The 12,075-nt window shown below is 70.9% G+C and carries 11 protein-coding genes; 5 read left to right on the forward strand and 6 right to left on the reverse strand.

The genetic code is table 11. The annotated features are described in order from the left end of the window. Nucleotides 1–879: cytochrome c oxidase subunit I (locus AC07F0_RS19660; protein ID WP_478980464.1), on the forward strand; the 879-nt coding region annotated here is incomplete at its 5' end. After that, entirely contained in the window at nucleotides 876–1,232 is a 357-nt protein-coding gene (locus AC07F0_RS19665; protein ID WP_478980466.1) for a hypothetical protein, read from the forward strand. The genes AC07F0_RS19660 and AC07F0_RS19665, both read left to right, overlap by 4 nt. Before the next feature lie 59 nt (nucleotides 1,233–1,291). Here the strand turns inward: AC07F0_RS19665 and AC07F0_RS19670 are convergent, their stop codons facing one another. Next, nucleotides 1,292–2,182 (reverse strand): NAD(P)-dependent oxidoreductase, encoded by an 891-nt coding sequence (locus tag AC07F0_RS19670; protein ID WP_478980468.1) that lies wholly within the window; start codon nucleotides 2,180–2,182, stop codon nucleotides 1,292–1,294. Nucleotides 2,183–2,331: 149 nt separating this feature from the next. On the opposite strand from AC07F0_RS19670, the gene AC07F0_RS19675 reads away from it, so the two are divergent. Next, nucleotides 2,332–3,342, forward strand: coding sequence for a GlxA family transcriptional regulator (locus AC07F0_RS19675; RefSeq protein WP_478981008.1), 1,011 nt, complete (start codon nucleotides 2,332–2,334; stop codon nucleotides 3,340–3,342). A gap of 1 nt (nucleotide 3,343) precedes the next feature. On the opposite strand, the gene AC07F0_RS19680 is transcribed toward AC07F0_RS19675, so the two are convergent. Then, nucleotides 3,344–4,003, reverse strand: coding sequence for a TetR/AcrR family transcriptional regulator (locus tag AC07F0_RS19680; protein WP_478980470.1), 660 nt, complete (start codon nucleotides 4,001–4,003; stop codon nucleotides 3,344–3,346). Nucleotides 4,004–4,166: 163 nt separating this feature from the next. Here AC07F0_RS19680 and AC07F0_RS19685 point away from each other — a divergent pair, with 163 nt between their 5' ends. Next, complete coding sequence (locus tag AC07F0_RS19685) at nucleotides 4,167–5,423, forward strand: YncE family protein (RefSeq protein WP_478980472.1); 1,257 nt, start codon at nucleotides 4,167–4,169, stop codon at nucleotides 5,421–5,423. Here AC07F0_RS19685 and AC07F0_RS19690 read toward each other — a convergent pair. Together AC07F0_RS19690 and AC07F0_RS19695 are read right to left on the reverse strand one after the other, a co-directional pair. Continuing rightward, a complete protein-coding gene (locus tag AC07F0_RS19690) occupies nucleotides 5,416–7,275 on the reverse strand; it encodes a cellulase family glycosylhydrolase (RefSeq protein ID WP_478980473.1) in 1,860 nt (619 codons plus the stop codon). The two genes, AC07F0_RS19685 and AC07F0_RS19690, sit on opposite strands and share 8 nt — an antisense overlap. Before the next feature lie 82 nt (nucleotides 7,276–7,357). Further along, nucleotides 7,358–9,331, reverse strand: a complete 1,974-nt coding sequence (locus AC07F0_RS19695) for a GTP-binding protein (protein ID WP_478980475.1) — start codon at nucleotides 9,329–9,331, stop codon at nucleotides 7,358–7,360. Nucleotides 9,332–9,529: 198 nt separating this feature from the next. Between AC07F0_RS19695 and AC07F0_RS19700 the strand changes: the two genes are divergently transcribed. Continuing rightward, a complete protein-coding gene (locus AC07F0_RS19700) occupies nucleotides 9,530–10,636 on the forward strand; it encodes an XdhC family protein (protein ID WP_478980477.1) in 1,107 nt (368 codons plus the stop codon). A gap of 1 nt (nucleotide 10,637) precedes the next feature. Here AC07F0_RS19700 and AC07F0_RS19705 read toward each other — a convergent pair whose 3' ends face one another. Together AC07F0_RS19705 and AC07F0_RS19710 are read right to left on the reverse strand one after the other, a co-directional pair. Next, on the reverse strand, nucleotides 10,638–11,462 hold the full coding sequence (locus AC07F0_RS19705; RefSeq protein ID WP_478980479.1) for a class I SAM-dependent methyltransferase: 825 nt from the start codon (nucleotides 11,460–11,462) through the stop codon (nucleotides 10,638–10,640). Nucleotides 11,463–11,509: 47 nt separating this feature from the next. Beyond that, nucleotides 11,510–12,010, reverse strand: coding sequence for a metallophosphoesterase family protein (locus AC07F0_RS19710; protein ID WP_478980481.1), 501 nt, complete (start codon nucleotides 12,008–12,010; stop codon nucleotides 11,510–11,512). Nucleotides 12,011–12,075 lie beyond the last annotated feature (65 nt).

Genomic DNA, 12,075 nt, shown 5'->3' on the forward strand with positions numbered 1-12,075 from the left:
ATCATCGCGCTACCGTTCTTCGGCATCATCTCCGAGGTCATCCCGGTCTTCTCCCGCAAGCCGATGTTCGGTTACACGGGTCTGATCGGCGCGACCATCGCGATCGCGGGTCTGTCCGTGACGGTGTGGGCGCACCACATGTACGTCACCGGCGGTGTGCTGCTGCCGTTCTTCTCCTTCATGACCTTCCTGATCGCGGTCCCGACCGGTGTGAAGTTCTTCAACTGGATCGGCACCATGTGGCGCGGAAGCCTCTCGTTCGAGACGCCCATGCTGTGGGCGACCGGCTTCCTCATCACGTTCGTGTTCGGCGGGCTCACGGGCGTGCTGCTGGCCTCGCCGCCCATTGACTTCCACGTCTCCGACTCGTACTTCGTCGTGGCCCACTTCCACTACGTCGTCTTCGGGACGGTCGTGTTCGCGATGTTCTCCGGCTTCCACTTCTGGTGGCCGAAGATCACCGGCAAGATGCTGGACGAGCGCCTCGGCAAGATCACCTTCTGGACGCTGTTCATCGGCTTCCACGGCACGTTCCTGGTCCAGCACTGGCTGGGCGCCCAGGGCATGCAGCGGCGCATCCCCGACTATCTGGCGGTGGAGGGCCTGACGACGCTCAACACGGTGTCGACGGTCAGCTCGTTCCTGCTCGGCATGTCGATGCTGCCGTTCTTCTACAACGTCTGGAAGACGGCGAAGTACGGCGAGCGGGTCACGGCCGACGACCCGTGGGGCTACGGCCGTTCCCTGGAGTGGGCGACCTCCTGCCCACCGCCGCGGCACAACTTCATCACCCTCCCCCGGATCCGCAGCGAGTCCCCGGCGTTCGACCTGCACCATGCGGACGTCGCGGCGGCGGAGCGGGAGCTGACGCTCCGATGACCGCGATGGAGGGTCTGCCCGCGGACGTGGACCTGCGGGCGTTCCACAACGAGGTCGAGGGTCATCTGCTCGCCGCCGCCGCGCACGAGGAGGCCCGCGCCGCCGCCGCACGTTTCGCTGCCCGGCTCGAACGGCTGCCGGAGGCCGAACGGGAGGAGGTGGAGCGGCTGTTCGCGGCCGAGCACCTCGCCCTCGCCCGGGCCTCGTGGCAGCGCACGGCGCGGCGCGGGCAGGAACTGCGCGGCGAGTACGAGGCGGTGTACCGCAGGCTCCGCGCACGGCTGCTGGCCGGCCTGCTGCTGGGATGCGCGCTGCTGGTGGCAGTGGATCTCGTGGTGCTGGTGTCGGTCTAGCCGGCGCCGGGCCCGCTGCCGGCCGGCCGGTGTCAGGCCCCGCTGCAGGCCAGGCGGTATCAGGCCTCGCTGCCGACGGGATTTCTCAGGACCTCGATCAAGCTGGCGTAACTGTCCTGTCCGTGGCCGGTGGCGGCGGCCTTCTCCATGGCGGACTTCAGGAGCTCGGGCAGCGCGTTGTCGACGCCGCGGGCCGCCGCCGCGTGGATGAGGTGGTCGATGGCCGCGATCTGCACGTCGACCGTGGCGTCGTCACCCGGGTAACGGCCCGCGTCCACCTGGGGCGCGTACGTGGTGAGGAAGCCCGCCACCGCGCTCAGCCAGCGGATCGCCACCGGGGTGAACGCGGTGGCGGACGTCCCCTCGGCGCCGACCAGCGCGGTGCCGTGCAGCCAGCCCGTCATGGTGGACCACATCAGTCCGAGCAGGGCGGCGTCGTAGAGGGAGGCGAGGCCAGGGTCGGTGCCCAGGTGGAGGGGGTCACCGAGAGACGCCAGGGTGGAGCGGTGGGCGTCGAAGACCTCCTGGGAGCCGCTGTAGAGGAACATCATGGCGGGGTCGCCGACACCGGGCGGGGTGGTCATGATGGCGCCGTCGAGGTAACCGGCCCCGTGGGAGTCGGCCCACTTGACCGCTTCCTGGGCCTGTTCGGGGGACCCGGAGGTGAGGTTGACCAGGGTTCTGCCCGCCAGTTCGCCGGCGGCCGGGTCGAGGACGGCGTACAGCGCCTCGTAGTCCAGCACGCAGGCGATGGTCAGCGGGGAGGCGGCGACCGCCTCCTGCGGTGTGCCGGCCAGGCGGGCGCCGCGGCCGACCAGGGGGTGAGCCTTGTCCGGGGTCCGGTTCCAGACGGTGGTCGGGTGGCCCCGGTCCAGCAGCGCGGCGGCCAGTGCCGAGCCCATCGAGCCCAGTCCGACGACGGTGACCGGCCGGCGATGTCCTGCGTTCATGCCCAACTCCTCGTGTTGCCTTGCCGAGTGACGTGTCATCACGTACGGCCACGCTCGCAGGGCACGAAGATCGGGGACAGTGACAGCAGTGACGGCCTCCACCAAATTCCTGCCATAGGCTGCGGAGCATGAGTGCCGGTTCTGTCGCCGTGGTCGTGACCGAGGAGATCGGGGTCCCCTCGTGGGATCTGTACGAACTGAGCATCCCGTGCACCGTGTTCGGCAAGCCGCAGCCCGATCTGGCCGACCCCTGGTACGACCTGCGGCTGTGCGGGACCGGAGCCGGGCCGGCGGAGGCGGACGGTGCGGCGGACGGCCACGGGCTGAGCCTGCGCACCCGCTACGGCCTGGACGACCTGGTCGGTGCCGACACGGTGATCGTGCCCTCGGTGCCCGACCCGTGCGTCGAGGAGGGCAGGCCGCTGCCCGAGGAACTGATCGCCGCCCTGCGCCGGGCTCATGAGGCGGGTGCCCGCATGGTCTCCCTGTGTACGGGTGCCTTCGCGCTGGCCGAGGCGGGGCTGCTCGACGGGCGGAGCGCCACCGCCCACTGGATGCACACCGCACAGCTGGCCGAGCGCTACCCGAAGGTGCACGTCGACGCGTCGGTGCTGTACGTGGACGACGGTGACGTGCTCACCAGCGCGGGACTGACCGCCGGACTCGACCTGTGCCTGCATCTGGTGCGGCGCGATCTCGGCGCGCATGTCGCCAACCAGTTGGCGCGCCGCATGGTGGTGCCCGCCCACCGGCCGGGCGGGCAGGCGCAGTTCATCGAGTTGCCCGTGCCGGCCGGCGACGACGGGGGGCTGGCGCCCGTCCTCGAATGGGCGAGGGCCAACCTGGACCGGCCACTGACCGTCGCCGACCTGGCGCGGCGGGCCGCGATGAGCCCGCGTACGTTCTACCGGCGGCTCCAGGCCGTCACCGGGACGACCCCGCTCCAGTGGCTTCTCGACCAGCGGCTCGGGCGCGCCCGGTCACTGCTGGAGTCGACGGACCTGCCCATCGAGAAGGTCGGAGAGCTCAGCGGCCTCGGCACGGCCAACAATCTCCGCCACCACTTCCTCAGGCACCTCGGGGTGTCGCCCGGTGACTACCGGCGGGCCTTCCCCGGAGCCCGGGCGAACGGCACCGGACGTACTCGTACACGGGTCTGAGTCATCTCCCCGGGCTCCACCCCGGCGGCCGCAGGATCCCCAGCAGCTGCCGGACGAGTTCGTCGACGACCTCGTCCAGGGTCGCGTCGACCCAGCCGGCGCTCCAGTCGTGCAGCAGGCCGTTGACGCTGCCGATGAAACCCGTCGCCGCGAGGTGGTAGTCGCGGGGTGCCGCCTCCCCGCGCGCGGCGGCCGCCCGGGCCTGGGCGCAGATGAGGTCGACCCAGCCGGCCCGGCGAGCGAGCCGCTGTTCCTCCAGGCGCGGGCTGACACCGATGATCTCGACGAAGGTGATGCGGATCCTGCGCGGATCGGCGGTGACGTTCCCGGCGTAGGCGCGGAAGACGGCGGTCGCGCGCTCGACGAGCGGCAGGTCCGCCGCACCTGCTGCCGCCTCCAGCACCGCCGCCTCGGCCCAGTCGTTGACCTGGAGGTGCAGGGCCGCGAGCACGTCCTCCAGGGTGCGGAACTCCTCGTAGAACTGACGGGTGGACAGCCCGGCCGCCTCGCTGAGCGCCGCGACGGTGGTGGCGCGGAAGCCGGGGGTGTCGCCGAACAGTTGGAGCGCGGCCTCCAGGAACCGCCGGCGCCGCTCGGCCTGCCGCTCCTCGGCGGTCTTGCCGCCGTAGCGGCCGGTCGGCGCTCTGAGTCTGCCCGGCACCGGCTCCCCCTCCGTCACTCGCACACCCGTCTTCGCCCTGAGGCGATTTTGTCGTGGCCGCGGTCTTGTAAAGAAGGCCGCCCCTTCCTTACTTTGCAGTAAGTTAACTCTGAAAGCACGCGTGTTCAGATTCCTCACCCCACCCGCAGAGGAGGGATCAGCCATGCCCGTCTTCCGACGACGGCACCTGTGCTCCCTGACCGCCGCCCTGGCGCTGACCGCCACCGTTCCCGCGACCGCCGCCCACGCGGACGCGCCCGACGCCTCCGCCGCGCTGCGCCAGGTGCTGTTCGTGGGCAACAACTGGGACGGCACCGCCGAAGTCATCAAGTCCACCGGGGACTTCGCGAAGATCGGCCGGATCAACGTCGTCCCCGACAAGGACGAGCGGATGGCGGAGATCAACGCCGATCCGATCAGATGGATCGCCTTCATGACGATCCGCAACAGCGTCGGCGAGGGACACGACCAGTTCGTCGACGACATGTACTCCACGCCGGACGGGAAGTCGGTGGTCGTCTCCCGGCCCAGCTTCGCCGACGTCGTGTCGATCGACCTCGCCTCCGGGCGGATCAACTGGCGCTTCCCGGTGTCCGGATTCCGCGCCGACCACATGGCCGTCTCCCCCGACGGCAAACAGGTCGCCGTGTCGGCGTCCACCGGCAACACCGTGCACGTCCTGGACATCGAGACCGGCAAGCAGCTCGGCAAGGCCACCACGGGTGACAAGCCGCACGAGAACATCTTCACCAAGGACGGCAAGTACATCTACAACATGTCGATCGGCGACGTGAACACGCAGACCGACGCGCCCTGGCTGGACTGGACGAAGGGCGACCGGCGCATCACCGTCATCGACGCGACCACGTATCAGCAGGTCAAGGTCATCGACATGCGCTCGCGCCTGGACGCGATCGGCCTGAAGGACTTCTCCGACGCGGTCCGGCCGGCGGTGTTCTCGCCGGACGAGTCGAAGCTGTACTTCCAGGTGTCGTTCTTCAACGGCTTCTTCGAGTACGACATGGCCTCCGACAAGATCACCCGCACGAAGACCCTGCCGAAGAACCCGGCGACCAGCGACGACCGCACCAGCTTCGTCAACGACTCCCGCCACCACGGCCTTTCGATGAGCCCGGACGGCAAGAAGCTGTGCGTCGCGGGGACCATGGACGACTACGCCACGGTCGTCGACCGCGGCACCCTCCAGGAGGGCCCGCTCGTCACCGCCGCCAAGCCCTACTGGGCCACGGTCAGCGGTGACGGCAAGAGCTGCGTCGTCTCCGAGAGCGGCTCCGACCAGGTCACGGCCATCGACTTCACCACCGGGAAGAAGACCGCGTCCGTGCCGGTCGGGGACCACCCGCAGCGCGTCCGGCTCGGTCATGTGGAGACCGGCTGGACGAGCCCGTCCGCTAGCTGACCTCCTTCGCCGCCCACGCCGCCAGCTCGGAGCGGGCCGTGTTCAGCAGATCCGCCGAGGGAGCCGTCGACCCGTTGGTCACCAGCGCGTAGTGCAGGACGCCCGAGTCCGGCGCGGTGAGCAGCAGGCGGCGGCTTCCCGTGCCGCCGGGCTCCTGGGCCACACCGATCGGGGTCGTCGAGGTGTACGCGGGCGGGGCGTGGGACGTGCCCAGGTCGGAGACGACCGTTGTGGAGGCGGTCGGGAAGCTCGCCGGCAGGTGCAGTTCAGTGGGTGCCCGGCCGCCGTCCGAGCGCCACAGCAGCAGCCCGTACTGTCCGGAGCCCACCAGCCGCTTCACGTTCGGCAGTGAGTCCGGCACCGGGTTCCAGGTCAGGGTCGTCGAACCGTCCCGGGAGCGGTCCTCGTAGGTGAAGCCGACGGTCTTCCCGGCCGTGGCGCTCGGGTAGAGGCGGTCCAGGAGCCGGGCGTCCTGGCGCAGCACCGGCTTGCCCGAGTCGTCGAGGCGTACGGCGGACAGGTCCTCGTCGTTCCAGGCGTCACCGGCGGTGAGCACCTTGCCGGGGTTGCCGTTCATCAGCTCGCGGTGGCGGCCGTTGTAGATGTCCCACTGCCATTGCGAGCCGGAGAGCACCGGCCCCGAGGCGGCGGGGTCGGACCACCAGTCGGCGCCCTTGAGGCGGGAGTCGAGCGCCTGGTACATCGCCTTGAGGACGGTGGGCGCCTTGTCGGAGACGTTGCCCGCCAGGGGATGGCCGAACTCGCTGACGACGGCGGCGGTCTGCGCGGCGGCCGCCCGGTCGCGGACCGTGCGGAAGTCGCCCGCGTACTGGCCGTCGGCCGCCTTGCCCCACATGAAGACGCCGGAGATGGCCTTCTGGTCGTAGAAGTGGGTGTTGAAGACGTAGCGCGGGCCGAGCTTTCCGGCGTCGAGCAGGCCGCCCTCCTGCTTCTGGAATTCGAGGTTGGCGTTCCAGAAGAGGTTCGGTTCCACGAAGGCGGGCTTGTCGCGCCAGCCGGCCGCGTCCATGCGGGCCCGGAACTTCTCGAAGAACGGCCACAGCACGTCCTTCTCCCAGGCGCGGCTGGTCTGCCCGGAGTCGTAGACGCCCGCATGCGGCTCGTTGTAGGGGTCGAAGCCGACGACGCCCTTGAACTGGTCGGCGTCCAGGTGCTGTTCGACGTACGCCATGGTCTTCTCGGCGGTGGCGAGGAAGGCGTCCTGCACACCGTGCGCGTTGTGCCAGAAGTCGTACGTGGCATGCTTCACGGCCTCGTTCTGGGTGATGTTCTGCCCCCAGAAGAGGCAGATCCCGCAGGACTCGTCCGGGTAGTTCCCGGCGTCCACCGCCCACTTGGGCGCGCCGTCGCCGGTGTACCAGCTGTCGGCGTCGAACAGGTGCCGGGAGTAGAGGTCCTGGTGGAAGTCGGGGTAGACGCGGATGCCGGCGTCGAGGAACGCCTTCATCTGGTCGGTGGCGGCGGCCAGGTAGGCGGTGTCCACCGTGCCGCGCTCGGGCTCGGCGTAGGCCCAGGAGAGCAGGAAGCGGACGGTGTTGCCGCCGCCGAGGGCGCGCAGGGCGGTCGCCGACGTGCGGGCGTCCGCAATGGAGGCGAAGGGCAGGCCCTTGTTCTCCGCCAGCTTGGTCTCACCGGAGACGTTGTAGCCGCGCAGGACGACCTCGCGGCCGGAGGCGTCGGTGAAGCGGCCGTTCTTCACGGTGACGGTCGGGTCGTCGAACCAGAGCGATCCGGGAGGGGGCGCGGCGGTGGCGGGCGGGACGCCCGCCACCGACAGGGAACCGAAGAGGACAGCCAGGACAACCAGCAGACGTACTCGGATAGTCGGCATGTCCACCACAGTCCGGTGATATCAGGACACCGTCAACACCCCTGACTCTGGAGTAAGTTCCCTCTCGGCCAGCGCGCACACCTCAACCGCCCACCCTTCGTGTCACGTTCAACAAGTACTCCTTCCTGTTCAGCGGGTTGTGGTCGGTGCGCGGACGCTCGGGAATCGTGCCGTGCATGACTGGCGCATAGTGGTCGAAGGCGCTCTCCAGTTCTCCCTCGCCGCGTGTCAGCCCCGGCAGTAGGTGTCCGAGGGCGTGCACCCGCGCCGCCGGCACGGTGCCTTCGAGGACGCACAGATCACCCCGGTTCCGTGTGGTCTCCGGTACGGCCGCGAGCCCGGCGAGGGCCGGCAGCAGGGCGCCGAGGGTGTCGGCCGGGGCCTCGATACGGAAGCGGTGCATCGGCTCGTGGACCCGTGTCCCGGCCCGCCGCAGCGCCTGGACGAGCACCAGCGGGGTGACCCCGCGGAAGTCGGCTCCGGTGCTCGACATGCTCTTGTCGAAGCCCTGGTGGGCGTGGCTCTGGCGGGGCGAGTAGCCGCTGTGGGTCATGGTGACCGTGCAGTCGGCGACCTGCCAGCCGTGCAGCCCCTGGCCGAGGGTCTCGCGCACGGTGTCCTCGACGGCCTTGAAGAAGGCGTACGGCATGGAGCCGAGCTCCACCTCCAGCCGGAAGCCGACGCCCGAGCCGGCCGGTGCGGGCTCGACGCGCAGGCCGACCGTCGCGAGGAACGGGTTCGCGTCCTTCTTGTTGAACTCCACGGCATGCCCGGTGCAAATGAGCCGTTCGACGCACAGCGGGGTGGTCTCGCGGAAGGTGACGTGGAGACCGTACTCGTCGGCCAGGGTCGCCTGGACGACCTCCTTCTGCACCTCGCCGTAGAGGGAGACGGAGGTCTCCTGCCGGCGTTCGTCGTGGCGCAGGCCGATCAGCGGGTCCTGCTCGGCGAGCTGGGTGAGCGCGAGGTGCAGTGCGCCTGTGTGCACATCGGGGCCGGGGACCACGACCGTCTCCAGGGTGGGCGGGGCGAAGACGTGCTCGTACGCCTTGCGGGGTTCGCCGATCGCGTCGCCGATCCTGATGCCGGCGAGACCCCACAGCCGGGCGATCTGCCCGGCGGCGACGGCGTCCGCACGGGTGTCCGTGCCGTGGCCGAAGACGCTGATCCCGGTGATCCGGCCTTCGGCGCCGTCCGCTCCGCAGGGGATCCGGTCGCGGGTGCGCAGCGTGCCGGAGAACATCCGGGCGTAGGCGACCTTCTCCCCCGCCGGGCCCCGCTCGATCTTGAACACGGTGCCCGAGACCGGCCCGTCCGCGTCCCCGTCGGCGGCCGGCAGCAGTTCCTCGATGCCGGCCAGGAGCGTGTCCACGCCCGCACCCGTCGCGGCGGAGCCGAAGTAGACCGGGTGGACCAGGGCCTCCCGGGTCTGCGCGACGAGTGATCCGCGCAGGAGGGCGTCCGTCACGGTGTCCTCGACGTAGGCGGACAGCAGGGTGTCGTCGTGCTCGGTCAGGACGTCCAGGGCGGCGGCCGGGCCGGGCCCCGACGTGAAGGTGGCCGCGCGCGTGCCGAGGCCGGTGGCCCTTCCCATCGGCACGATCGCGGGTGTCAGGCGAGCCGCGATCGACCGCAACACCTCCTCGTCCCGCGCCCCGCGCCGGTCGATCTTGTTGACGAAGAGCAGGGTCGGGATGCGCAGCCGCTGGAGGGTCCGCATCAGCACCCGCGTCTGCGCCTGCACGCCTTCGACGGCGGAGATCACGAGGACGGCGCCGTCCAGCACGCCGAGCACGCGCTCCACCTCGGCGATGAAGTCCGGGTGACCGGGTGTGTCGATGAGGTTGACCGTCACACCGTCGAGCGGGAACGAGACGACGGCGGACTTGATGGTGATGCCACGCTGCCGCTCCAGCGCGAGGGTGTCGGTACGGGTGTTCCCGTCATCGACGCGGCCGACCTCGTCGATCACCCCGGCCGAATGGAGCAGCCGCTCGGTCAGGCTGGTCTTACCTGCGTCGACATGGGCGAGAATTCCAAGGTTGAGCAACTGCACGAAGCGTCATGTCCTTCGGAGAGAGAGCCGTTCCTGTCTGGGGGGACATGGACGCAGTGCGCATCTGGGCTCCTCGGGACTCGGTGACGTCGTCGAATCGTCGACCCGTGCAGTGCAGCAGACCGGGCCGGTGCGTCACAACGGAATTAACCGCTGCCGGGGTACCCGGCGGGGGGCACGGAAGGAGAGGAGCCGGTCGTGCGTGACATCCTCCCGGTGCTCGGCCGCTGGTACGCGGCCGGGCTCCCGTTCGGGCTCGCGACGGTCGTCGAGGTCAGCCGCAGTGCGCCGCGCGACCCGGGCGCGGCGATGGCGGTGGGACCTGACGGGGAGGTCGTGGGCAGTGTGTCCGGGGGTTGTGTCGAAGGCGCGGTGTTCGAGCTGGCGCGGGAGGTCGCGGCGAGCGGTGAGGCCCGGCTGGAGACCTTCGGCTACAGCGACGAGGACGCCTTCGAAGTCGGTCTGACCTGCGGCGGTGAGATCACGCTGCTAGTGCGTCCCGTGACGCCCGTGCTGGATCCCGCCTTCGGCGTGGTCGTGGAGTGCGTCGCGGCCGGAGAGCCGGTGACGATGGCGACGGTGACCGACGGCCCCGCGCCGCGCGGGGCGGCGCTCGCCGTCCGGCCGGACCGGGTGTCGGGCACGCTGGGCGCGGCCGGCCTGGACGCGGCCGTCACCGCCGACGCGCGCGGCGAGCTTGCTCTCGGTGCCACCGGCCTGCGGCACTACGGGCCTCAGGGACAGCGCCGCGAGGACTCCGTCAGCGTGTTCCTGCAGTCTTTCGCGCCGCCGCCGCGGATGCTGGTGTTCGGCGCGATCGACTACGCGGCGGCCGTGGCCCGCATCGGGGACTTCCTCGGCTACCGGGTCACGGTCTGTGACGCCCGCCCCGTCTTCGCCACGCCCCGGCGCTTCCCCGAGGGCGTCGAGGTGGTCACCGAGTGGCCGCACCGGTACCTGAGGGACACGGACACCGACGAGCGCACCGTCGTCTGTGTCCTCACCCACGACCCCAAGTTCGACGTGCCGCTGCTGCTGGAGGCGCTGCGCCGGCCCGCCGCCTACATCGGGGCGATGGGCAGCCGCCGTACCCACGCCGACCGGGCGCAGCGGCTGGCCGAGGCCGGGCTCACCGAGCGGGAGCTGTCCCGGCTGCGCTCACCGGTCGGGCTCGACCTCGGGGCCCGTACGCCGGAGGAGGTGGCGGTGTCCGTCGCCGCCGAGATCGTCGCACTGCGCTGGGGCGGCACGGGGGCTCCGCTGACCGCGACGGAGGGAGCGGTGCATCCACCCCGCCCCCGGTGAGTCAGGGCCGGGGGCCGTCGCCGGCGGGCCGTCGGCCCCAGGCCGAGATCATCGGTGAGGTGGCGAGGTCGAGGCGCCCGGCCTCCACGTTGGCGAGGTGCCGCTCGATCTCCTCGTCCGTGGCGAGTCCCTCGGCGACCAGCTTCTCCCTCACCTGCCGGACGGTGGCCGCCTCCAGGACGTCGCACGCGGGCGAGGTGATCGGGAAGTAGGCATCGGCCTCGACGTCGGTGAGTCCGGCCTCGCGCAGCAGTCGCGGCAGCCTGCGTCCGTAGGAGAGGTCGGCGCCACGCTGTCGCAGCAGCTCACGGAAGCCGGTGCGGAGCCGGTTGGCCAGCTCCTGCTCGGGGCCGTACTCGTCGGGGCAGATCAGCGGCTGGAGCGCGGGGTCGGCGTCCTCCACCAGCAGCCGGCCGCCGGGGCGCAAGGCCTGGATCATGGTGCGCAGCGCGGCGTCGCGCTCGGACACGTGGACCAGGACGAGGCGGGCGTGGATCAGGTCGAAGGGACCGGCCGGGGGATCGTCGCGGCCGACGTCGTGGCGGAGCACCTCGACTCCCTCGGTGGCGGCCGCCTCGGTCCAGGACACGTCGATGTCGGTGGCGAGCACCCGCCCGCGTGGCCCGACGCGCTCGCGCAGCCAGGCGGCGACGCTCGGCCCGCCGGCCCCGACCTCCCAGCACCGCCATCCCTCGGCGATCCCGACCTGCTCGAAGTGCCGGAACGTCGAGGCGTCGAAGAGGGCGGCCAGCGCGTCGAAGCGCGTACCGGCCTCGGCCTGCCGGTTGTCCAGGAGGTAGCCCTTGTCCCGCTTGTCCCGCGCCATGCGCCGATCATGTCACGGCGGGGTTGCGGCGGTCGGGCCGGTTCGGGTCAGCGGGGCGGCAGCCGGTGCAGTTCGACGTCGGTGAGCCGGCCGTCGGCGACGGTGGCGGTCAGGTACGTGCAGTGCGGCTGGCGGCGGCGGTCCGTCGGGGAGCCCGGGTTGAGCAGGCGCAGGCCGGTGGGAGCCGTGGTGTCCCAGGGGATGTGGCTGTGGCCGAAGACCAGCACGTCGAGGTCGGGGAAGCGGGCCGCGCAGCGCTTCTCCCGGCCCTGGGCGGGGCCCGTCTCGTGGATCACGCCGAAGCGCAGCCCGCCCAGGTCCACGTACGCCACCTCGGGCAGCCGGGCGCGCAGGTCCGGTCCGTCGTTGTTGCCGTACACGCCGACGAGCCTGCGGCAGCGGTCCTCCAGCAGGTCGAGGGTGGCCGTGTCGACCCAGTCGCCGGCGTGGAACACGACGTCCGCGTGCGGGAGTTCGGCCAGCAGCGGGGCGGGCAGGGCCCTGGCCCGCTTGGGCAGGTGAGTATCGGACATGAAAAGCAGGCGCACGTCCTCACCCTAGAGGCTTCGCGCCGCCTTTCCCGGGAACCCGGCCGATCTTCGAACAAGCTGAC

The sequence above is a fragment of the Streptomyces sp. NPDC045955 genome, assembly GCF_056430805.1.

Bases quoted from the DNA above. Each gene is read 5' to 3' on its own strand.
- AC07F0_RS19690 (WP_478980473.1), bottom strand. From the start codon at position 7,275: ATGCCGACTATCCGAGTACGTCTGCTGGTTGTCCTGGCTGTCCTCTTC.
- AC07F0_RS19665 (WP_478980466.1), top strand. From the start codon at position 876: ATGACCGCGATGGAGGGTCTGCCCGCGGACGTGGACCTGCGGGCGTTC.
- AC07F0_RS19685 (WP_478980472.1), top strand. From the start codon at position 4,167: ATGCCCGTCTTCCGACGACGGCACCTGTGCTCCCTGACCGCCGCCCTG.
- AC07F0_RS19705 (WP_478980479.1), bottom strand. From the start codon at position 11,462: ATGGCGCGGGACAAGCGGGACAAGGGCTACCTCCTGGACAACCGGCAG.
- AC07F0_RS19670 (WP_478980468.1), bottom strand. From the start codon at position 2,182: ATGAACGCAGGACATCGCCGGCCGGTCACCGTCGTCGGACTGGGCTCG.